This window comes from Mesorhizobium sp. B1-1-8 (assembly GCF_006442795.2).
Lineage (GTDB): Bacteria > Pseudomonadota > Alphaproteobacteria > Rhizobiales > Rhizobiaceae > Mesorhizobium.
This window is the reverse complement of sequence record NZ_CP083956.1, coordinates 2,900,268-2,921,740: the sequence shown is the minus strand read 5'-3', so window position 1 is coordinate 2,921,740 and position 21,473 is coordinate 2,900,268. Positions and strand designations below refer to the sequence as shown.

The 21,473-nt window shown below is 63.3% G+C and carries 16 protein-coding genes; 6 read left to right on the top strand and 10 right to left on the bottom strand.

What is annotated here, in order from left to right:
- Nucleotides 1-13 precede the first annotated feature (13 nt).
- Complete coding sequence (gene mmsB / locus FJ974_RS14170; RefSeq protein ID WP_140537424.1) at nt 14-898, top strand: 3-hydroxyisobutyrate dehydrogenase; 885 nt, start codon at nt 14-16, stop codon at nt 896-898.
- Nucleotides 899-1,226: 328 nt separating this feature from the next.
- Here the strand turns inward: mmsB and FJ974_RS14165 are convergent, their stop codons facing one another.
- From FJ974_RS14165 to FJ974_RS14145, 5 genes are all read right to left on the bottom strand, one after another.
- On the bottom strand, nt 1,227-2,606 hold the full coding sequence (locus FJ974_RS14165; RefSeq protein WP_140537427.1) for an aspartate aminotransferase family protein: 1,380 nt from the start codon (nt 2,604-2,606) through the stop codon (nt 1,227-1,229).
- Between the two features lie 51 nt (nt 2,607-2,657).
- On the bottom strand, nt 2,658-2,780 hold the full coding sequence (locus tag FJ974_RS14160) for a capsid protein (protein WP_140537429.1): 123 nt from the start codon (nt 2,778-2,780) through the stop codon (nt 2,658-2,660).
- Between the two features lie 32 nt (nt 2,781-2,812).
- Nucleotides 2,813-4,882: a prolyl oligopeptidase family serine peptidase gene (locus tag FJ974_RS14155; RefSeq protein WP_140537431.1), complete on the bottom strand. Its 2,070-nt coding sequence runs from the start codon at nt 4,880-4,882 to the stop codon at nt 2,813-2,815.
- A 100-nt stretch (nt 4,883-4,982) separates the two neighbouring features.
- Nucleotides 4,983-6,143 (bottom strand): MFS transporter, encoded by a 1,161-nt coding sequence (locus FJ974_RS14150; RefSeq protein WP_140537432.1) that lies wholly within the window; start codon nt 6,141-6,143, stop codon nt 4,983-4,985.
- Between the two features lie 190 nt (nt 6,144-6,333).
- Nucleotides 6,334-8,241, bottom strand: a complete 1,908-nt coding sequence (locus FJ974_RS14145; protein WP_140537434.1) for a phospholipase D-like domain-containing protein — start codon at nt 8,239-8,241, stop codon at nt 6,334-6,336.
- A gap of 202 nt (nt 8,242-8,443) precedes the next feature.
- On the opposite strand from FJ974_RS14145, the gene FJ974_RS14140 reads away from it, so the two are divergent.
- The 3 genes from FJ974_RS14140 to FJ974_RS14130 all read left to right on the top strand — a co-directional run bounded on the left by FJ974_RS14140 (nt 8,444) and on the right by FJ974_RS14130 (nt 14,094).
- A complete protein-coding gene (locus FJ974_RS14140; protein WP_140537436.1) occupies nt 8,444-10,021 on the top strand; it encodes a trimethylamine methyltransferase family protein in 1,578 nt (525 codons plus the stop codon).
- 128 nt (nt 10,022-10,149) lie between these two features.
- The gene (locus FJ974_RS14135; RefSeq protein WP_140537437.1) at nt 10,150-12,732 is read left to right on the top strand and encodes a GcvT family protein; all 2,583 of its coding nucleotides are present in this window, start codon (nt 10,150-10,152) and stop codon (nt 12,730-12,732) included.
- A 9-nt stretch (nt 12,733-12,741) separates the two neighbouring features.
- Nucleotides 12,742-14,094 (top strand): M24 family metallopeptidase, encoded by a 1,353-nt coding sequence (locus tag FJ974_RS14130; RefSeq protein ID WP_140537439.1) that lies wholly within the window; start codon nt 12,742-12,744, stop codon nt 14,092-14,094.
- Here FJ974_RS14130 and FJ974_RS14125 read toward each other — a convergent pair.
- Nucleotides 14,062-14,901, bottom strand: coding sequence for a phosphate/phosphite/phosphonate ABC transporter substrate-binding protein (locus FJ974_RS14125; protein WP_140537441.1), 840 nt, complete (start codon nt 14,899-14,901; stop codon nt 14,062-14,064). The two genes, FJ974_RS14130 and FJ974_RS14125, sit on opposite strands and share 33 nt — an antisense overlap.
- A gap of 82 nt (nt 14,902-14,983) precedes the next feature.
- Nucleotides 14,984-15,994: a fatty acid desaturase gene (locus FJ974_RS14120; RefSeq protein WP_140537442.1), complete on the bottom strand. Its 1,011-nt coding sequence runs from the start codon at nt 15,992-15,994 to the stop codon at nt 14,984-14,986.
- A 228-nt stretch (nt 15,995-16,222) separates the two neighbouring features.
- Between FJ974_RS14120 and FJ974_RS14115 the strand changes: the two genes are divergently transcribed.
- Together FJ974_RS14115 and bmt are read left to right on the top strand one after the other, a co-directional pair.
- The gene (locus FJ974_RS14115) at nt 16,223-17,080 is read left to right on the top strand and encodes a helix-turn-helix domain-containing protein (protein WP_140537444.1); all 858 of its coding nucleotides are present in this window, start codon (nt 16,223-16,225) and stop codon (nt 17,078-17,080) included.
- Between the two features lie 87 nt (nt 17,081-17,167).
- Entirely contained in the window at nt 17,168-18,190 is a 1,023-nt protein-coding gene (bmt, locus tag FJ974_RS14110) for a betaine--homocysteine S-methyltransferase (protein ID WP_181177254.1), read from the top strand.
- 10 nt (nt 18,191-18,200) lie between these two features.
- Here the strand turns inward: bmt and FJ974_RS14105 are convergent, their stop codons facing one another.
- The 3 genes from FJ974_RS14105 to FJ974_RS14095 all read right to left on the bottom strand — a co-directional run bounded on the left by FJ974_RS14105 (nt 18,201) and on the right by FJ974_RS14095 (nt 21,382).
- The gene (locus tag FJ974_RS14105; protein ID WP_226891257.1) at nt 18,201-18,485 is read right to left on the bottom strand and encodes a hypothetical protein; all 285 of its coding nucleotides are present in this window, start codon (nt 18,483-18,485) and stop codon (nt 18,201-18,203) included.
- A gap of 141 nt (nt 18,486-18,626) precedes the next feature.
- Nucleotides 18,627-20,816, bottom strand: a complete 2,190-nt coding sequence (locus FJ974_RS14100; protein WP_140537448.1) for a VWA domain-containing protein — start codon at nt 20,814-20,816, stop codon at nt 18,627-18,629.
- A gap of 2 nt (nt 20,817-20,818) precedes the next feature.
- Nucleotides 20,819-21,382, bottom strand: a complete 564-nt coding sequence (locus FJ974_RS14095; protein ID WP_140537449.1) for an RNA polymerase sigma factor — start codon at nt 21,380-21,382, stop codon at nt 20,819-20,821.
- Between the last annotated feature and the right edge of the window lie 91 nt (nt 21,383-21,473).

The following is a 21,473-nucleotide window of genomic DNA, read 5'->3' as shown; positions in this document are numbered from 1 at the left end:
CTGGAGAACAACGATGGCAACTATCGCCTTCATCGGTCTCGGCAACATGGGGAACCCGATGGCCGCCAATCTGGTCAAGGCTGGCCATGCAGTGCTGGGCTTCGATCTCGTGCCTGAGAACCTTGCGATCGCGAAAGAGCACGGCGTGACGGTGATGGCCAACGCCGTCGCCGCGGTGAAAGATGCCGACATGGTTATCACCATGCTTCCCGCCGGCAGACATGTGTTGTCAGTCTACGAGGACATCGCGCCCAAGGCGAAGAAAGGCGCTTTGCTAATCGATTCCTCGACCATCGATGTCGAATCGGCGCGTAAGGCCCATTCCATTGCCGCCAGACACGGCCTGCCGTCGATCGACGCGCCGGTGTCCGGCGGCACCGGCGGCGCCACCGCAGGCACGCTGACCTTCATGGCGGGCGGCTCGGATCAGGCCTTCGCCGCCGCCGAGCCGATCCTGCAGCCGATGGCCGGCCGCATCGTCCATTGCGGTGGCGATGGCGCCGGCCAAGCCGCCAAGATCTGCAACAACATGATTCTCGGCATTTCGATGATCGGCGTCGCCGAAGCCTTCGTGCTCGCCGAAAAACTCGGCCTCTCGCACCAGGCGCTGTTCGACGTCGCCTCCACCTCCTCCGGCCAGTGCTGGTCGCTGACCACCTATTGCCCGGTGCCCGGCCCGGTGCCGGCGTCGCCCGCCAACCGCGACTACAAGCCGGGCTTTGCCGCGGCCCTCATGCTGAAAGACCTGAAACTGTCGCAGGAAGCCGCCCAGGGCGCCGGCGCGGTGACGCCGCTCGGCGCCGAGGCGACGCAGCTTTACGCGCTGTTCAACGCGCAAGGCAATGCCGGGGCCGATTTTTCCGGCATCATAAATTTCCTGCGCGGTGACAAAACGTAAATTGCTGCTTTCAAAGGCTTATTAGTGAAAATTTTCGGCGGTAAGCCGGCAAATTTAGATTTGCTTAAGCTCTCGATAACTCCCCGGTAACGATGTGCCTTTAAAACGGACTGTGAGGCGGACATCACGTCCGCCCGGCGCTCCGGATCAGGTCTCGCGTACCGGAGCCCGTACGTTTCGCAAGTATTCCAGTAGCGTAGTGCCATGCGTTTCTTGGCAGAGCCGCGTTCCCCTTGGGACGCGGTTTTTGCGTTTCTAACGCAAGGCGCTCCCAGCCGATCGATCGCCGGGCGCCCCATACTCGAGGCGCCCGATCACTTTGCCTAGCCTACCGCTTGCGCAAATCCGCCTCGGCGAGGTCGAGCGCCCTGGCAATGCGCTCGCAGGCCATGTCGATCGTGTCGCGTGTCCAGATCAGCGGCGGCGACAGGATCATCGTGTCGCCGGTGGCGCGCAGCATCATGCCTTGCGCGATCGCATGGTCGCGCACGATCACAGCGGCACTTCCCGACGGCAAATAACGCTCCTTGGTCGCCTTGTCCTTGACGATCTCGATCGCGCCCATCAGGCCGATCGAGCGCACCTCGCCGACCAGCCTGTGGCCGGCGATATGCTCCTGCAGCGCCTGCGCGAAATACGGACCGGTGTCGTTCCTGACCCGCTCGACCAGGCCTTCCCGCTCGATGATCTCAAGGTTCTTCAGCGCCACCGCGCAGGCCACCGGATGACCGGAATAGGTGTAGCCGTGATAGAACTCGCCGCCCTTTCCGACCAGAGTCGAGGCGATGCGGTCGCCCACCAGCAGCGCCGACAGCGGCTGGTAGCCGGAGGTCAGCGCCTTGGCGGTGGTGATGGTGTCGGGCTCGACGCCAAAAGTCTGTGCCGCGAACCATTCGCCGGTGCGGCCATAACCGGTGATCACCTCATCCAGCATCAAGAGCACATCGTATTTGCGGCAGATGCGCTGCACTTCCGGCCAGTAGCTCATCGGCGGGATTTTCACCCCGCCGGCGCCCATCACCGGCTCGCCTATGAAAGCGGCGACCTTGTCGGCGCCGGCTTCGAGAATGGCGTCCTCGACCGCCTTGGCTGCACGGATGCCAAAATCATGGTCGCTTTCGCCGGGCAGCGCCAGCTCATAGGCATAGGGCATCATGACATGGACGATGTTGGGCACGGCGCCGCCGAGCTGCTTGTGCATCGGCTCCATGCCGCCGAGCGAGGTGCCGGCGATCGTCGAGCCGTGATAGCCCATCTTTCGCGAGATGATGCGGTTCTTCTCCGGCTTGCCTTCCAGTGCCCAATAGTGGCGGACGAGCCGCAGCGCGGTGTCGTTGGCCTCCGAGCCGGAGGAGCCGTAGAACACCTGGCCGACATGCTTTGGCGCCAGTTCCGAAAGCTTCTTCGACAGCAGCACCGGCGTCGGCGTCGAGCATTTGAAGAAGGAATTGTAGTAAGGCAGTTCCTTCATCTGGGCGGAGGCGGCGTCGGCCAGCTCGTCACGGCCATAGCCGACATTGACGCACCAAAGGCCGGCCATGCCGTCGAGGATTTCAGCGCCTTCGGAATCGTAGATGAACGGGCCGTCGGCGCGGGTGATGATGCGCGAGCCGGCCTCACGCAGTTCCTTATGGTCGGTGAAGGGATGAAGGTGATGCGCGGCGTCGATCTGCTGAAGCTGCTTCAGCGAATAGTTCTGGTAGGTCATGATTTTGATCTTTCCTCTTGAATCAATCCGGCAACAGCCGGGGCGGATTCGTCAGAGGAGGATGGGCGGCGAATAGCCGATGCGGGCGCACAGGCGCAAAAGCTCGGCACGCAGCGTGCGCGGTGACGGCGTCACCGCGACCCCGAAGGCGCCTGATGTGCTGATGCGGACCATGCCGGCACATTAAGCCGCGCGAGGCTACAAATTCAAGCTAATCCGCCAAGCGCCCGCTGCAGAAAGACATAGCGCATGGCCGTTTGCGCGGCCTGCGGCCGGCGGTCGCCGCGCCCGCCATGTCCGCCTTCAGTCTCCTCGAAGAACAGCGTATTGGCATGGCCGGCCTCCTGCAGCCGCGCCGCCATCTTGCGCGCATGGCCGGGATGGACGCGGTCGTCGGCGGTCGAAGTCATCAGCAGCACCGGCGGATAGGCGACGTTGGCCGCGACATGCTGGTAGGGCGAATAGGCCGCCAGCCAGGCCGCGTCCTCCGGCTTCGAGGGATCGCCATATTCGGCTATCCACGAGGCACCGGGCGGCAGTTCGGTGTAGCGCAGCATGTCGAGCAGCGGCACGTCGATGATGACGGCGCCGAACAGCTCGGGGCGCTGCGTCAGCGACACGCCTGTGAGCAGTCCGCCATTCGAGCCACCCTGGATACCGAGCTGCGCGGCGGTCGTGATGCCGCGCCTGCCCGCGTCCTCGGCGACAGCGGCGAAATCGTCGAAAGCGTTCTGGCGCTTGCCCTTCAGCGCCGCCTGGTGCCAGGCCGGCCCGAACTCGCCGCCGCCGCGGATATTGGCCTGCACATAGGCATTGCCCTTGTCCAGCCACAGCCTGCCGCGAATGCCGGCATAGCCCGGCAAGAGCGGCACTTCGAAGCCGCCATAACCGTAGAGCAGCGTCGGCACCGGCCCGTTCAGGTCGCGCCGCCTGACGACGAAATACGGGATCATCGTGCCGTCCTTCGATCGCGCCTCGAACTGTTCCGAAATGTAGGGCGAGGCGTCGAAGCGGGCCGGCTGCGATTTCACGGTCTTCAAAGTCTCGCCATTGTCGTCCGACCAGATGATCGAGCTGGGCGTCAGAAAATCGGTGAAGGAGAAGGAGACGCTGGCGCCGAAATGCTCGGCATGGCTGATGCCGACATTGCCGTTGTCCGGCAGCGCGACCGGCTTCAGCGACCAGCGATCGGCGGTGCGGTCGCAGGCGACGACCTTGCCGCGCACATTGTCCATCAGATTGATGAACAGCCGGTCCTGTGTCCTGGCGAGCCCGGCGATGGAAACGCGATGCGCCGGCTTCAGCACGATTTCGACCGGCTCAAAGCTGCCGGTCTCGATCCAGCGGTCGAAATCGACCGAATAGAGCCCGTCGGGCAGGCAGTGCATGCCGTCCGGCGCTGTCCAGGGGCTGCGCACGCCGAAGACAAGCTGTCCCTTGAAGATTGCCGTATCGGTGGCGTCATCCGGCAGCGGAATGCGCCTGTTCTCGCCGGAAGTCAGCCGCAGAAAACTGTGCGAGGTGAAGAAGTCGATGGTCTTGCCCAACAGCACATGCCGTTTGTCGCCATCGAACTCGACACCGCCGCCGACCGCAAGATGCTGCTTCTCGGCTTCGAAAACCGGTGTTGCATCCTCCAGCTTGGTGCCGCGCCGCCAGAGCTTGATGACCCGCGGATAGCCGGACTGCGTCTTGTCGGCCTCCTCAAACGCCGCCGACACGATCACCGTGTCCTTGTCCAGCCAGGAAAAGCCCGACTTCGAAGCCGGCGCGCGAAAGCCGTCCTCGACGAAGGATTTGGTTGTGATGTCGAACTCGCGCATCTCGCTGGCGTCGCCGCCGTCCGGCGACATGGAGAGCAGACAGCGGTTAAAATCGGGATAGAGCCGGCTGGCGCCGCCGAACACCCATTTCACCCCTTCCTTGGCGGAGAGCGTATCGAAATCGATGATCGGCTCCCACTCAGGCTTGTCGGTCTTGTAGGAAGCGACGCTCGTGCGGCGCCACAGACCGAGCGCATTGGTCTTGTCTTGCCAGAAATTATAGACGTGGCCTGCAAGGGCCGACCCGACCGGCATATTGTCCTCGGCCGTCATCAGGTCGAGCGAGGTGTCGAAGGCGGGCTGATAGCAAGGATCGCCCTGCAATTCGGCAACCGTCAGCTCGTTCTGGCGATGGACCCAGTCGAGCGCTTCCTTGCTGTTGCGCTCTTCCAGCCAGAGGAAGGGATCGTCGGCCGCCTGTTCAGGCTGGCCTTTGGTCATCAAGCTGGTCATGCAGGTCTCCGGATTGTCTTGCAGCCCTGCCTACATCGCGTTCGATGCGCTCACATTCAAGCCGCAATGTGCCGCAAGCCTGGCCGATCATCGATTTGATTTACACCATCCGCCTTCGGGCGATGGTCGCTAATGCCAGCGCCGCGCAGATCGCGCCCAGCGTCACCGGCAGGCCGGCCGCGCCGATCGCATCCATGACGCCGCCTGTGAGCGGCGGCACAAGGATGCCGCCGACGCCCCACATCAGCGAGAAGGCGGCATTGCCTGCGACCAGCGCCGAGCCGCTGAAGCGCTCGCCGAGCTCGATGATCGACATGGTGTAGACGCCGTAGGAAACAGCGCCCCAGACAAACACGCATACCCAGATCAGCGGCGTCTCGATCAAGACCGGCAGCAGCACGCAGCCCCGCATCGTCACCAGCACGCAGCCGAACCGCACCAGGCGCGCCGTCAGACGTTCGGCGAGCAGGCCAAGCGGCACCTGCATGGCGATGTTGCCGGCAATCATCACTGACAGCAGCGCCGACATCCTGGCCTCGGCGATGCCGTAATGCGTGCCATAGACCGGAAGCAGCGCCAGCACTCCCTGTTCGAAGCCCGCTGCGACGACGACCGCGGCGAGCAGCAGCCAGGCCAGCGGCATAAAGCCCATGACCGAGACCTTGTTGCCGGCCTCGTCGACCTTGGGCAGCCGGCGGACGACGATGGCCAGGCAGGCGCCGCAGAACAGGAAAGCAAAGATGCCGACGAGAAAAGGCGGCCAGCCCTCGGTGCCGACGGCAAGCAGGCAAAGCGGACCGGCCGCGAAACCGGCCGAGATGATGGTCGAATAGACGCCCATGACGCGGCCGCGCCGCGATGGCGGCGCCAGCGCGATCACCCAGATTTCGCTCAAGACATAGAGCGGGTTGGTCACGGCGCCGATGAGGAAGCGCAGCGGAAACCACAGATAGAGATCCTGCGTCCAGCCGATCATCGCCAGCACCAGCGCCGAAAGCGCGGCACAAGTGAGCGCGGTGCGCCCTGCCCCGAAGCGGCGCGCCAGCGCCGGGATCAGCGGTGAGGACAGGATGAAGCCGATCGGCGTCATCGCCGCCGACAGGCCGATCAACGCCGGCGACACGCCCTGGCGCTGCAGGATGAAGCTGAGCAGCGGATAGGACAGTCCCTGCGCGATGGCGAACACCGAGACGGTAGCGATCACGCCGGTGATCGCCGCCCACTGCATCGGCTCATCCCTGTTCGTTTGCGCCATGTCCATGATCTGCTTCCCGTCGGGCAGCCTTAGCGGTTCGCTTCGATGGCCGTAAGTCCCGGCGGTAAAAAGCGCTTGCTCCAGCCAGATCCTGTCAGGCGCTTTTGCGCTTGGCCGAACGAGAGAGCGCGAAGGCGATCAGCAGCCCAGCAAGCGCGGCCGATGAGCTGAATTTTGTCCGTCGCCGGAAAGACATCTATGGAAAATAGCGGGCGATCGCCCCTTTCTTGCCTTCGGCATAGGGCGCGAGCCAGTGGTCGTCGATGAAAATTCCGTCATCGTCCGCGGGACCCTTGCCGATTGTCCGGCGCCAGGCACGGAATTTGTAGTGATCGAAAACGTCGAGCATGTGCACGGCATAGGCCGCGGCAAACGTTTTGTCGCCTTCCACGATCACCAGATTCTCATCGTTCTCATAGGAAGCCTTGTAGCCGAGGTTGTGACTGCCGGTGATCACGGTGGCGTTGTCTGCCATCGGATCGATGATCACGATCTTGTCGTGCACAATGGCATGGCCGACAGTCAGCACCTCCGCCTGAAAATCCCTGGCAATCGAGGCAGCCGTCAGGTTGGCCGCCCTGACAATCGAGACGTTCGGCGCCTCCCAGAGTTTTTCGGGATAGACGAAGGGCGACTTGCCATCCTTGTTGGATTTGTGGGTGACGGGATCCCTGGTCGGGGCGACATAGTTGGGCATGGCGGTTTCGTCGCTGATCGCGCCTTGAACGATCAGCTTCGGATTGGCCTTCGCCGCCGCGACCGCCTGGTCGATGATCGAATTGTCGCCAAGCAGCGAGGGATTGAACACCAGGAACAGCACGCAGTCCTTCGCCGCCTTGATGCGGGCGAAAACGTCTTCGAGGTCGACCGGCCGCACCGTGATGTCCTTTTTGTTTCGCTGGGGATCATTCGGCGAAAACCATATTGTCATGCCGTCAAGCTGCGCCGAGGCGCCGTTCAACGGGTTCGGCCTGTGGTTTTCCGTCCGGAACGGCACGCCTTGCGTCTGCACGGCGTGTCCGGCCGCTCCTTCATTGGCCGGCGGCGGGAAAACATCTGCTTTCATCCGCTCCCAATAGGCATTGAACACCTCCGCCATGACCGGATCATCGCGGACAAAGGCATTGTTGGACTGGCCGCAGATGCCGGTCGCCGTCCAGTTGGTGCTGCCGGTCATGACCGCCTGTGGATTGCCCTGGCCATCGCGGTAGACGGCGAACTTGTTGTGGCCGATATGGTTGTTGTTGAACAGGCGATCCGTCAGCACCACGCCCGCGTCGCGCAGGCGCTTCCTGAACGGCGCGTTGCCGGCATCCCAGAGCTTGGTCTGATCGTCCTTGGCGGAATTGGACAGGATCACTTCGACGACGTCCTTGGCGTCGATGATCGCGTCGCAGAGCTCCTCATCACCAAGCTCGTAAAGCGCCAGCCTGACGGTGCCGCCTTCGCTCTTGGCCCGTTTCATGAGGCTGGTGAGCACGTCGGGCACGTCGCCATGCAGATAGGCGCGTATCTTGCTGCCGGGGCGCTGAAGCTCGGCCGCAATCTTGTCGCGCTGCCCGACTTTGATGCCGGCTTCCGCGAGTGCATGCGACATCCATTGCGTGGAGAGCACGCCGTTGGTGAAGGCGACCCGCGCCTTGCCGAACATCTGTCCCAGGAAGATCGGCGCGCTGACGGCGCCCTTGCCAAGATAGCCGAGCGGCCGCGGGGTGCCTGTGTAGGCCGGCTCGCCGTCCACGATCTGCTCCGGACGCACCGGCACCGGATCGAGGCCGGGCCTCATGTCGCCCACCGGGCGCACGCGGTAGGCAATCATCTCACCGGCCGGCCTAAGATCGATGCTGTCGCGGCGCCGGCGCACCGTAAGATCGCGCCAGAAAGTCTTCTGGACAGGCCAAACGCCGGTATCCTGAGGTATCCATCTTGGGTTGCGCTGTCCCTTGAATGGCACCCACGCCGCCAGACAACGCTCTTCGCCAGTATCGGGATAGATGCGGACGATCTCGAAGCCGAGACAGCCCGGGATCATCCCGTCAATGTCCCATGCCAGGAACGCCACCTCGTTGTTGGTCGCCGCGCGCACCTTGATGACATCGGGCATCGTTATCCCCTTGGATGCTCAACGTGCAGGTATAGCGGAAGTAAAAGACAGAACTGTAACGCGCTTCACACGGCAGCCGCGGCAACGCCCGGCTGCCGTTCCGGCATGTCGCTTCCCTCGCTCTAGTGGTCGCCACCTCCGTACCGGCAATATTGCCGCCGGTCCATTATGCCGGCCACTTTTGCATCTCACGAGGCCTTTCATGACCGCTGCCCTTCAACCCGCCGAACCGGCACTGGCTACCGATCGCGCCCGCCGCGGCGGCCGCGCGGGAAAGCGCGCCGGCGGATCGGCCGCGTTCGAGCAGCCGGCGTTCCGGCAGCTGAAGAACCCGCTGCAGCCGACCAGGCTGGTTTCCGACGACGAGCTGGAATCGATCCACCTTGCCTCGCTGCGCGTGCTGAGGGAAATCGGCGTCGATGTGCTGCACGATGAAGCCCGCCGCATCATGAAGGAACATGGCGCCGACGTGCGCGAAGGCTCGGAGCGGGTGCGCTTCGACAGCGACATGATCCTCGAGCTCGTCTCACACTGCCCCTCGGAATTCACCATCCATGCCCGCAACCCGGCGCATAATGTGCGCTTCGGCGGCAACAATCTGATCATCTCGATGATGGCCTCGGCGCCCAACTGCTCCGACCTCGATCGCGGCCGCCGGCCGGGCAACCAGGCCGACTACCGCAACTTCCTGCGGCTGGCGCAGATGCACAACATCCTGAACTGCACCGGCGGCTATCCGGTCGAGCCGATCGACATCCATCCCTCGGTCCGCCACCTCGAATGCATCCGCGACCTCAGCCTGCTGACCGACAAGGTCTTCCACATCTATTCGCTCGGCAAGGAACGCAATGTCGACGGCATCGAGATCACCCGCATCGCGCGCGGCATCAGCCGCGAGCAGCTGATGCAGGAGCCGTCGGTCTTCACCATCATCAACACCAATTCGCCGCTCAAGCTCGACGTGCCGATGATGGAAGGCATCATCCAGATGTCGAGCATGGGCCAGGTGGTGATCGTCACGCCGTTCACGCTTTCCGGCGCCATGGCGCCGGTTACCATTGCCGGCGCGCTGGTGCAGCAGAATGCCGAGGCGCTCTCCGGCATCGCCTTCGCCCAGATGGTCAGGAAGGGCGCGCCGGTTGGCTATGGCGGCTTCACCTCCAATGTCGACATGAAGTCCGGCGCGCCGGCCTTCGGCACGCCCGAATACATGAAGGCGCAGCTGGTCGGCGGCCAGCTTGCCCGCCGCTACAACATCCCCTACCGCACCTCCAACACCTGCGCCGCCAACACGGTCGACGCGCAGGCCGCGTACGAGAGCGTGTTCTCGCTGTGGGGCGCCATCCAGGGCGGCGGCAATCTGATGATGCACGCGGCAGGCTGGCTGGAAGGCGGCCTGCGCTGCTCCTACGAGAAGACCATCCTCGATATCGACCTGCTGCAGATGGTGGCTGAATTTTTGACCCCGCTCGACCTTTCCGAGGCCGCGCTCGGCTTCGACGCTATCCAGTCGGTCGGCCCGGGCGGTCATTTCTTCGGCACCCAGCACACCCAGGACCGCTACAAGACCGCTTTCTATTCGCCGATCGTTTCCGACTGGCGCAATTTCGAAACCTGGGCCGAGGCAGGCTCGCCGACCGCGCTGGAAAAGACCAACCGGGTGTGGAAAGAGCGGCTGGCCTCCTACGAGGAGCCCTATATCGATCCCGCCATCCGCGAGGAACTCAACGCCTTCGTCGAGAAGCGCACCGCCGAAGGCGGCGCGCCGACCGATTTCTGATCCATGTTGCTGGCAAACGGTCGACCCCCACTGCGTCGAGCTGCGCTCGACACCTCTCCCCCAATCGACGGAGGAGAAATGGCATCCGCTCTTTCGATTCAATCTCTTAGAAAACGGACCTATCTCTAATGAAATCTCACGTAAAAGCGGTTGTTATCGGCGGCGGCGTCGTCGGCTGCTCGGTGCTCTATCATCTGGCCAAGGCCGGCTGGACGGACATCATGCTGATCGAGCGTTCGGAGCTAACCTCCGGCTCGTCCTGGCACGCGGCAGGCGGCTTCCATACGCTCAACGGCGACCCCAACGTCGCCAAGCTGCAGGCCTATACGGTGCAGCTCTACAAGGAGATCGAGGAGATTTCCGGCCAGTCCTGCTCGCTGCACCTGACCGGCGGCGTCATGATGGCCGATACGCCGGAGCGCATGGATTTCCTGCGCCTTGCCCACGCCAAAGGCCGCTATCTCGGCATGGACACCGAACTGATCACGCCTTCGGAAGCCAAGGCGATGTTCCCGCTGATGGACGAGACCAACTTCGTCGGCGCCATGTGGGATCCGGTCGAAGGCCATCTCGATCCGTCCGGCACCACCATCGCCTATTCCAAGGCGGCCAAGAAACTGGGCGCCGAGATCGTGCTGCGCAACCGCGTCGTCGAGTTGACGCAGGAGGTCGACGGCACCTGGAACGTCGTCACCGAACAGGGCACGGTTCACGCCGAGCATGTCGTCAACTGCGGCGGCCTATGGGCGCGCGAGATCGGCCGCATGGTCGGCGTCGAACTGCCAGTACTGGCGATGGAGCACATGTATCTGCTCACCGAGCCGATGCCCGAGGTCGAGGCTTTCAATAAATCGACCGGCCGCGAGATGATCGGGGTGCTCGATTTCAAGGGCGAGATCTACACCCGCCAGGAGCGCAACGGCATCCTGCTCGGCACCTATGAGAAGGCCTGCAAGCCGTGGTCGCCGGTCAACACGCCCTGGGATTTCGGCCATGAGCTCTTGCAGCCCGACATCGACCGCATCGCGCCCTCGCTGGAGATCGGCTTCAAGCATTTCCCCGGCATCGAGAAGGCCGGCATCAAGCAGATCATCAACGGTCCCTTCACCTTCGCCCTCGACGGCAACCCGCTGGTCGGCCCGGTGCAGGGCCTGACCAATTTCTGGTGCGCCTGCGCCGTCATGGCCGGCTTCAGCCAGGGCGGCGGCGTCGGCCTGGCGCTGTCCAACTGGATGGTGAATGGCGATCCGGGCTTCGACGTCTGGGGCATGGACGTGGCGCGCTTCGGCGAATGGGCGACGCTGCGCTATACCAATGCCAAGGTGCGCGAAAACTATTCGCGGCGCTTCTCGATCCGCTTCCCCAATGAAGAGTTGCCGGCCGCGCGCCCGGCGCAGACGACGCCGCTTTACGACACCATGCTCGCCAACAACGCCGTCATGGGCGATTCGTGGGGTCTCGAAACCCCGCTCTGGTTCGCTCCGAAGGGCACCGAGCCGAAGGACATCGTTTCCTTCCACCGCTCCAACGATTTCGGCCCGATCGGCGAGGAAGTGCGCGCCACGCGCGAGAAGGTGGGCGTCACCGAGATCGCCAACTTCGCCAAGTATGAAGTGTCAGGTCCGGGCGCGGAAGACTTCCTCAACCGGCTGATGACCAACCGCATGCCGAAGGTTGGCCGTATCGTGCTCACCCCGATGGTCAACGAGTTCGGCAAGCTGATCGGCGACTTCACCATCGCCAAGGCCGGCCCAAGGAATGGAGAAGACCGCTTCATGATCTGGGGCTCGTCTGCCGCGCAGAAATATCATATGCGCTGGTTCGAGAAGCACCTGCCCAAGGACGGATCGGTGCGCATCCATCGCTTCGATCAGACCCTTGTCGGCCTGTCCATCGCCGGCCCGAGCGCGCGGGATTTGCTCCAGAAACTAGTGGACGTAGACGTCTCGACCAAGGCCTTCCGCTTCATGGATTTCCGCGAGATGGCGGTCGCCGGCGCGCCCTGCATGGTCAACCGCATCACCTATACCGGCGACCTCGGCTACGAGATCTGGATGGCGCCGACCTATCAGCGCCTCGTCTACAAAGCGATCAAGGAAGCCGGCGAGGAATTCGGCATCGTCGACTTCGGCATGCGCGCGCTGCTGTCGATGCGCCTCGAAAAGAACTTCCCGACCTGGTTCCGCGAACTGCGCCCGATCTACGGGCCGTTCGAAGGCTCGATGGACCGCTTCATCAAGCTCGAGAAGAACGATTTTATCGGCCGCGAGGCAGCGGCGAAAGAACAGGCCGACGGACCAAAACTGCGCCGTGTCTCCTTCGTCGTCGATGCCGCCGATGCCGACGTGATGGGCGACGAGCCGATCTGGGCCAAGGTCAGCAAGGATTACGGCACGGTGGAAAAACCGCATGGCTATGGCGCGCCGCGTTTCGACACGGCCGGCAAGGAAGTGCGCGGATCGAAGGCCGCCGAAGGCGCGTCCGCCGTGCGCGGCATCGTCGACGGCGACTGGCGCGTCGTCGGCTGGGTCACATCGGGCGGCTTTGCGCATTATGTACAGAAGTCGATGGCGCAGGGCTATGTGCCGGCAGCGCTTGCCGAGGACGAAAGCGCCGGCCTGTTCGAGATCGAGATCCTCGGCCATCGCCGCCCGGCCCGCATCAATGTCGAACCACCCTTCGACCCGAGCGGTGAGAAGATGCGGACCTAAGGTTTCGCGATGGACAGCGCGGCACCCAGGGGAAGCTTCGGCCGCCATCGCAAGATCATGCCGTTCGAACCCGGCTCCGTCGATGCGCTGCGCGACGCCTCCCGCCGGAAGGCGGCGTCGCTCAACCAGCATGTGCTGGGCTACGGCGCGCAAGCGGAAGCCGAGTGGGCAGCGGCCGGCATCGCCGCGCCCGACCTGCCTGCAATGCGAAGATACCGGCTCGACCGCATCCGCGCCGAGCTGAAGCGCCGCGATTATGCCGGCGCCCTGCTCTACGACCCGGTCAATATCCGTTACGCGACCGACTCGACCAATATGCAGCCCTGGGTGGCGCACAACCGGACCCGCCACTGTTTCGTCGCGACGGAAGGTCCGGTGGTGCTGTTCGACTATTTCTCCTGCGAGCACCTGTCGGACCATGTCGGCGTCGTCGACGAGGTGCGTCCGGCCGTGTCGTGGATTTATCTTTACAGTGGCGAGCTCACCGAACTCAAAGTCCGCCGCTGGGCCGCAGGCATTGCCGATCTGGTAACGGAGCATGGCGGCGGCAATCGCCGCATCGCCGTCGACCACATCAATCCAGAAGGCGTCGGGGAGCTCGCCCGCCATGGCATCGCCATCGGCAATGGCGAGGCGGTGATGGAAAATGCGCGGCTGATCAAATCACCGGACGAGATCCTGGCCATGCGCCGCGCCATCGTCGCCTGCGAGGCGGCGATGGGCGAGATGGAACAAGCGCTCAAGCCCGGCATCTCCGAGAACGAATTGTGGGCGCAACTGCATCGCGGCAACATTGCGCGCGGCGGCGAATGGATCGAGACCCGGCTTTTGTCGTCGGGACCGCGCACCAACCCCTGGTTCCAGGAATGCTCCTCGCGCGTTATCGAAGATGGCGATCTCGTCGCCTTCGACACCGACCTGATCGGTCCCTATGGCTTCTGCGCCGATCTCTCGCGCACCTGGCTCTGCGGCGACGGGAAACCGTCGAACGAGCAGCGCGGCCTCTTCCGCATCGCCGCCGACCAGATCGCCCATAACACGCAATTGATACGGCCGGGCATCTCCTTCCGCGACCTCGTCGAGCGCTCGGCGGTGCCGCCCGGCGACTGCTTTCCGGCACGATACGGCGTGCTCTATCACGGCGTCGGACTGGCGGACGAATACCCGACGCTGCCGCATGCCGGCGATTGGACGGACGACACGCCGGACGGCGTGCTCGAACCCGGCATGGTGCTGTGCGCCGAGAGCTATATCGGCAGGCTGGGCGGGCAGGAAGGCGTCAAGATCGAGGAGCAGATCCTGATCACCGGGACCGGCAACGAAAAGCTCTCAGCCTATCCGCTGGATCAGCGGCTGCTCTGATCTGTCGCGGCCAACAGCCGCGACCGCGTCACGCATAGCGGCAACGATCTTTGCCGGCGTTGTCCTGGCGGTGATGAAAGGCAGGCCTTTGCGCCTTGCCGTCCAGCCGACGGCCTTCACGTTCTGCGCCGCCGGCTCGAAACGCTGCGCCAGCGCCCAGCTTTCGCAATCGATCGCGGCGACATCAGCCTTGCCCTCGGCGACGGCGATGATCGAGGCGCGATGACCGCTGCTTTCGCCATGCGAAGCGAAGATGTCGAGGCCCTTTCCCATTGCCGCCAGATCGCGCGTCAGCGCGATGATGCCCGACATGGAATCGAGGCTGTTGAAGGTGAAGCGTTTGCCACGCATGAGGTCGAGCGGGATGAGCGACTTGCCGTCCGCCGGCGATGGTACCGACGCCGTGCCGTCGGCCTGCATCACCAATGCGCTGGAATAGAGCTCGCCCTGCCCGCCTTCGAAGCCGTCGTAGCTTGGCTGGCCGACCACTTGCACATGTTCGGCGAGCCCGAGTTCCATCGGCCCCCAGCAGGCCTGCGCGAACAGCAGTGCGGGATGCAGCCAAAGATGATGAAAATCGAGGTCGTCGGCAAGCAGCGTTGCCGGATCGGGCGCGATCGGTTCTCCTGCGGTATTGCGAATGCCGCCCGGCACCGGCGGCAGGTCGCCATTGCGGCGCACGATTATGTCCGGCGCATCGACGCCTCTCTGCCGGAACGCGTCACGCAGCTGCGCCCACTGCGCGTCGACCTCGCCGCGCGCTTCGGGCCAGTCATACATCGGCAAGCCTGCAATGAATTCGCTCATGCCGTAAGTCTGACCATTATGTGCGAAGATGGACGAGCTGTTGAAATATCGCCAGCCTAACGCGCAAGTGCTGTCGCGCAAATCACTCTTTGGGGGGCTCGGCGGGTACCGGAGCCGTCCCAAGCCCATTGACGTTGCGCGCCCTGATGCGGGGCTTGAAGGCGCGGCCGGGCTCGGGCGTGCGCCGCAGCACCGGATGCACGATCGGCTCCTTGGCCCTGAACGCATGGGCTTTCAGCAACGCGAAATAGTTCGGGTAGGCATAGCCATTGTTCATCCGCAGCCACTCGTCGCGGCGATCGCGGAACAGTTTCGGCAGCTTGTACCAGGCAACTGTCGGGCTCTTGTGATGGACGAAATGCAGATTGTTGTTGAGGAACAGGAAGGAGAGCGGCGAGCGCTCGACGATCACCGTGCGTCCTTCCGGATGCTCCGACCACTGGTGTTCGGCATAGGTGCGGATCGAGATCAGCGACTGGCCGAACCACACCGGCACCAGTATGTAGAGCCAGAGCGGGATGCCGAAGCCGAAGGTCACGATCGGCACCAACAGGGCAAGGCCGATGGCATGCAGCAGCCATGCGTTGCGGATCGCCTTGTCGCCGGCAGCGATCTGCTTGGCGTCATCGATGAAGAAGCCGATCGAGGACAGCCACGGGCCGAGAAACAAGCGGCCGACCATGGTGTTGTTGATCTTCAGCAGGAATTTCATCGCCGGAGGCAATTCCTCATGCATCCAGAGCGCCTGATAATAGCTTTCCGGATCGTCCAGAGGATCGGTCAACCGCTCATCGGCATGGTGACGCAGATGGATCGTCTTGAAGCGGCGGAATGGCCAGACCATGCCGATCGGCAGGAAGACGAAAGCTTCGTTGATCCTGGCGTTGCGGGTCGGATGTCCGTGCAGCACTTCATGCATGAGCGAGGATTGCAGCGCCGCGATCAGCGCCAGGGCAGCCAGCGCGATCAGCGGATAGGAAGGCCAGAGCAGGAAACCGGCGGCGAGCCATGCGCCGTAGCAGAAGAGTGCGAGGAAGACTGTCGGCCATTCGATTGCCGGTGCACTGCTACGTCTCTTTTTCATGCTCGTCATGCTATCGACCACTGCCTTCCAGTCGCCGGAACCACTTTGATTCCTGACAGCATTGTGTCAGGAGCATCGCGTTGCCGCAACGCGACAAAGCGCACAAACTGTTGCGAATGCGCATTCCTGGCCGCATGTGTTATACATTGTAAACAGTATCGGGGATTTATTTACGCCTGAGCCGTGACTGGAATGGTCTCAGCGCAAATTTTTCCTCTCCGAAGAAGGAGTGACGTGATGGACAAGCGCGATCTATCGACGGTCTTCCGAGACCGCCTGAAATTGCTCTTGACACGTTCCGACTTGAACCAGTCGGCCTTTGCCACCGCGGTCGGCATCGACCGCTCGGCACTGTCGCAATTGCTTTCCGGCGCCTCGACCCGCCTGCCCCGCGCCGAGACGCTTCTCAACATCGCCGCCGAGTTCAAAGTGTCGCTGGACTGGCTGCTTGGGCTCTCTCAGGACGAGGGCGTCACCGGCGAAATCCGTGAGAGCCTCGAGATCGAGGAGGCGCCCGACGGGTTCGATCGCACGCTGCTCGCCAAATGGCACGCCGAGGCGGCCGGCACGAAGATCCGCTACGTGCCGGCCGGCATTCCGGATCTGCTGCGCACCGAAGCGCTGGTCGACTACGAGGCCCGCATCGCCAACAAAAGCCGTGAGGCGCAGGCCGGCGAGACGCAATACCGCATCGACTATAACCGGCGGCCGGAGACCGACATGGAAGTCTGCATGCCGCGCCATACGCTGGAAATTTTTGCGCGCGGGTTGGGCATCTGGGACCGTTTTCCTGAAGCCGACCGTCGCGAGCAGCTTCTGCACATGGCGACCCTGCTGGACGACCTCTACCCGACCTTCCGCCTGTTCCTTTATGACGGGCGTATGCGCTATTCGATCCCTTACACCATCTTCGGTCCCTATCGCGCCGCCATCTATGTCGGCGACATGTACATAGTGCTGAACTCCACCCAGCCGGTCCGCACCTTGACCAGTCATTTCGACAATCTGATCCGCGCCGCCGACATCAACGCGCATGAGGCGGCAAGCTTCACCCAAAAGCTGGCTGGAATGTCCTTCCCGTCAAGCGCTGCCTGATGCGGCTTGCGCGCCTGCAAACGCATTGACTGGACATAAAGACTTCTTTATATCCTTATTCGAATTCAGGACATGAAAGCCAAGCCAATGACCACGATCAATCCCATCGACGCATTGCTTGCCGAAAAGGGCGTGCTGCTGGCCGACGGCGCCACCGGCACCAATCTGTTCGCGATGGGCCTCGAGGCCGGCGAGGCGCCGGAGTTGCTGAACGAGACGGCGGCCGACACGATCGTCAGCCTGCATCAGAATTTCGTTGATGCCGGCGCCGACATCATCCTGACCAATTCCTTTGGCGGCACCCGCCATCGGCTGAAGCTGCATCACGCGCAGGACCGCGTGCATGACCTCAACAAGCGCGCCGCCGAGATCGCCCGTTCCGTCGCCGACAAGGCTGGCCGCAAGGTGATCGTCGCCGGCTCGGTCGGCCCGACCGGCGAATTGCTGGTGCCGCTCGGCGCCATGACCTATGACGAGGCGGTCGATGCCTTTGCCGAGCAGATCGAAGGCCTCAAGGCCGGCGGCGCCGAAGTCGCCTGGATTGAAACCATGTCGGCGCCGGACGAGATCCGCGCCGCCGCTGAAGCCGCCATCCGCGTCGGCTTGCCTTACACCTATACCGGTTCTTTCGACACCGCCGGCCGCACCATGATGGGGCTGTTGCCGAAGGACATCCACGGCGTTGCCGAAGGGCTTTCCGAAAGGCCGCTCGGCGTCGGCGCCAATTGCGGCGTCGGCGCCGCCGACATCCTGGCATCGTTGCTCGACATGACCGCGGCAAAGCCGGAAGCGACGGTGATCGTCAAGGGCAATTGCGGCATCCCCGAATTCCGCGGCACCGAGATCCATTACTCCGGCACGCCCGAACTGATGGCCGATTATGTACGACTGGCGGTCGATGCCGGCGCGAAAATCGTCGGCGGCTGCTGCGGCACCTCGTTCGCCCACCTCGCCGCCATGCGCAAGGCGCTCGACGCCCACACAAAGTCGGCGCGCCCGACCGTCGAGACGATCGTCGAGCGCATCGGTCCGATGCGCAACAAGGTGGCGACGGCCAATGGCGCCGAGACCAGCGAAGCCCGGCGCGAGCGCCGGCGCAGCCGCGCCTGAGAATGTCTGCTTAGTCGCCGCTCTCGGCGTAGCGCGACAGGGCCGTGTTGATGTCGGTGCCGGCCTTATCCTGGCCATGAGCGCCCATCGTCATCAACGCATCCGATGCGTGCGGATCGCTGATCTGTTCGAGCATGACGCGGAAGCGGTCGTTGTTCAGCGCCGAAAGCGCGGTGTTGCGAGCGGCGTCGACATCATTTCTGATGCGCGCGGATTCGGCTGACGGAGCGGTCGCTTCCCGTGTCGGCGCGCTGCCCGCCGTCCAGCCAGCGGTCCCAATTGTGGTGATATGCAATTCCAGCCCTCAGCCCCTCTATCAGCTTCGACTAACAAAAGCTCATTGCGATGAAGTTTGGGAAAAGCCGCGCAATTTAACGATCGTAAGAAGGCCGGCTGGACACTCCCTGCCGGCCTTTTTTGCATTCTTATGCGAAAGCTATTTGTTGCCGCCAAGCGATGAGGCCAACCGCACCAGCGACAGGAATTCCGCTCGGTAGCCGAAGGGATCGGCGCCACGGGCCGCGCTGGCGATCTCCAGGATGCGGTCGTAGCCGAAATTCGCCGTCTGGTCCTCGTCGCGCAGCTTCTGCCCGAAGGCGGCAACCGCGACGGAGAAGCGCTGGTCGGCACCCGCCTCGTCGAAGGACGAGACCTCGTTAGCCGCAGTGACCGGCGTGGTGATGAGTTTCGAGACGTTCTCGTTCGGCAGCTTGTAGCGGATCTTGATGAAGGCATATTCGCCCGCATTGGCGACGCCGCCATTGTCGACCGTCGCCTGGCCGTAGCGCAGTGGATCGACCCGCTCGGCGCCGCTGCCCTTCGGCGTGATCTCATAAATCGCTGTCACCGAATGGCCGGAGCCGATATCGCCGGCATCGACGCGATCGTTGTTGAAATCCTCGCGCTTGAGCGCCCGCGTCTCATAGCCGACCAGCCGATATTCCGACACCTTGGCCGGGTTGAACTCGACCTGGATCTTGACGTCCTTGGCGATGGTGAACAGCGCCGAGGAGGCATCCTCGACCAGCACTTTTTCGGCTTCGGCCAACGTATCGATATAGGCTGCCGTGCCGTTGCCGTTCTGGGCGATGGTCTGCATCATCTGGTCGTTCAGATTGCCGCGGCCGAAGCCGAACACCGACAGGAACACGCCGGTCTTGCGCTCGCTTTCGATCAGCCGTTTGAGATCCTCGTCATCGGTCTGGCCGACATTGAAGTCGCCGTCGGTGGCCAGCATCACCCGGTTGACGCCGTCCTTGACGAAGGATTGCTGGGCAAGCTTGTAGGCTTCCTTGATGCCGGCCTCGCCGGCCGTCGATCCGCCCGGCGTGAGATTGTCGATGGCGGCAAGGATCTTCTGCTTCTCGGCCGCCTTTGTCGGAATCAGCACCGTGCCGGCGTCGCCCGCATAAGTGACGATCGAGACGGTGTCGTCGGCCTTGAGCTTGCTGACCAGCAGCCGGAAGGCCGACTTCAGCAGCGGCAGCTTGTCCGGCTCGTCCATTGAGCCCGACACGTCGATCAGGAAGACCAGGTTGGCCTTGGGCTGCTCGGCCGGCTTCACGTCGAAGCCTTTGATCGCGACATGCATCAGCTTGGTGTGCTCATTCCAGGGCGTCGGCATGACGGTGACGGTCGAGTTGAACGGCGTCGAAGCCGAGTCCGGTCCCTTCCAGCCATAGGGGAAATAGTTGATCATCTCCTCGACGCGGACCGTATCGGCCTGCGGCAGCGTGCCTTCCTTCAGCGAGCGACGCACGAAGGAATAGGAAGCGGTGTCGACATCGATCGAGAAGGTCGAGACCGGATCCTGGGCGGTTTCGTGCACCGGATTGGTCTTGAAGGTCTCGACGCGGTCGCGGTTTTCCTCTTGCGGCTGGATCTGATCGACAGGTACTGGCGCATGCTGCACCATCAGCTTGGAATCGGCGACGGCTGGCGGAGACGCTGGAACGGCGGCCGCGCTGCCTGCCGGCGCCTTGTCGGCCCGCTCAGCCTCATCGACGCTAGGCGGCGGTGTCATTGACATGATCACCCTTTTGGACGACCCGCCCTTGCCGCCGGCTGCGAGTTGGCCACTCTCTGCTGGCGCAGGTTGCAGAGCAGGCTTGGCCTCCGGCGCAGCCTCCTGCTTGAGCAGACCGTCGACCTCTGTCGCCGGCTTCGGCGCCGCCACTTGTGAATTGGCCCGGGTCTCGGCGTCGGCGTCTGTCTTCTTTTCATTTGCGGGCGCCGCTGCCAGCGGCTCGTTGATCGCGGGCTGCTCCGGAGCAGGCTTCTGCGCCGCCGGCATGTCAGCCAAGGTCTCGGTGACCGTGTCGTTGCCGCCGACGGGCGGCTGTTCCTTCAGCATCTCAAAGGCGGCATAACCGGCAATAGGCAGGGCAACCAGCGCGGTGATCGCCGGCGTGGCAATGAGTTTGCGTTGCATGATTTCTCTCCAGAGCTTTCTTGCTCGCTCCGTGAGACGAAGGCCCGCCGCCGTTCCTTGGGCAGCCGTCGAAATTTTTTCCTCTTCCATATCGAAGGCGTGCATCGCGGCAGCCAGGGCACGCCCCTTGGCTTCGTCGTCCGGCGCCGGTGCTGTGATGTCGCGCAGCCTTTCGAGTTCGTTGTCGTCGACCATGGTCACACTTCCCCGGCTGAACGCATCAGCACCTTCAGCCGTTTCTTCGCTTCATGGATGTGCCAGGAAACCGTCGTCTCCGAGAGCGCCATCACCTCCGCCGCCGCCGCGTGGTTGAGACCTTCGCCATAGACCAGCAGCACCGCGTCGCGCTGCTTGTCCGGCAGTAGCCGCACCGCTGCCCATAGCGCTTCAGTCGGATCATCGCTCTCCGCCGACGCTTCGCCCGCGATTAGCGCATAGGCGCCGTAGGCGTCGGCCTTAGCGGTGTCGCGGGCGCGCTTGCGCATCATGTCGCGCGAAGCGTTCAGCGTCATGGCATAGAGCCAGGTCGTGAAGGCGCCGCTGCCCTGATAGTCGCGGATCGCCCGGCCGAGCTTCACGCAGACGTCCTGGGCGATGTCCTCGGCGTCGGCCTTCCTGCCGCACCAGCGATAGGCGGCGCGATAGACGAAGCCATAGTGCCTTTCGAGCAATTTGCCGAAAGCCCCCCTGTCTCCGCCCCTCGCCCGCCCGACCAAATCGGCATCGGAGGCTTCGCTGTCGTCCAGCATCATCGCCGTCATTTGCCTATTGGACGAAGGCTAATGGCTAATCCTTGGGGTGATGGAAAGTTTTTTTATAGCTTCTTCCTTCTCCCCGTTCACGCAGGGCTGT

What these genes read in the sequence shown, in the direction of transcription:
- mmsB (WP_140537424.1), top strand. Translation starts at nt 14, where the DNA reads ATGGCAACTATCGCCTTCATCGGTCTCGGCAACATGGGGAACCCGATG.
- FJ974_RS14165 (WP_140537427.1), bottom strand. Translation starts at nt 2,606, where the DNA reads ATGACCTACCAGAACTATTCGCTGAAGCAGCTTCAGCAGATCGACGCC.
- FJ974_RS14160 (WP_140537429.1), bottom strand. Translation starts at nt 2,780, where the DNA reads ATGGTCCGCATCAGCACATCAGGCGCCTTCGGGGTCGCGGTGACGCCG.
- FJ974_RS14155 (WP_140537431.1), bottom strand. Translation starts at nt 4,882, where the DNA reads ATGACCAGCTTGATGACCAAAGGCCAGCCTGAACAGGCGGCCGACGAT.
- FJ974_RS14150 (WP_140537432.1), bottom strand. Translation starts at nt 6,143, where the DNA reads ATGGACATGGCGCAAACGAACAGGGATGAGCCGATGCAGTGGGCGGCG.
- FJ974_RS14145 (WP_140537434.1), bottom strand. Translation starts at nt 8,241, where the DNA reads ATGCCCGATGTCATCAAGGTGCGCGCGGCGACCAACAACGAGGTGGCG.
- FJ974_RS14140 (WP_140537436.1), top strand. Translation starts at nt 8,444, where the DNA reads ATGACCGCTGCCCTTCAACCCGCCGAACCGGCACTGGCTACCGATCGC.
- FJ974_RS14135 (WP_140537437.1), top strand. Translation starts at nt 10,150, where the DNA reads ATGAAATCTCACGTAAAAGCGGTTGTTATCGGCGGCGGCGTCGTCGGC.
- FJ974_RS14130 (WP_140537439.1), top strand. Translation starts at nt 12,742, where the DNA reads ATGGACAGCGCGGCACCCAGGGGAAGCTTCGGCCGCCATCGCAAGATC.
- FJ974_RS14125 (WP_140537441.1), bottom strand. Translation starts at nt 14,901, where the DNA reads ATGAGCGAATTCATTGCAGGCTTGCCGATGTATGACTGGCCCGAAGCG.
- FJ974_RS14120 (WP_140537442.1), bottom strand. Translation starts at nt 15,994, where the DNA reads ATGACGAGCATGAAAAAGAGACGTAGCAGTGCACCGGCAATCGAATGG.
- FJ974_RS14115 (WP_140537444.1), top strand. Translation starts at nt 16,223, where the DNA reads ATGGACAAGCGCGATCTATCGACGGTCTTCCGAGACCGCCTGAAATTG.
- bmt (WP_181177254.1), top strand. Translation starts at nt 17,168, where the DNA reads ATGACCACGATCAATCCCATCGACGCATTGCTTGCCGAAAAGGGCGTG.
- FJ974_RS14100 (WP_140537448.1), bottom strand. Translation starts at nt 20,816, where the DNA reads ATGGTCGACGACAACGAACTCGAAAGGCTGCGCGACATCACAGCACCG.
- FJ974_RS14095 (WP_140537449.1), bottom strand. Translation starts at nt 21,382, where the DNA reads ATGACGGCGATGATGCTGGACGACAGCGAAGCCTCCGATGCCGATTTG.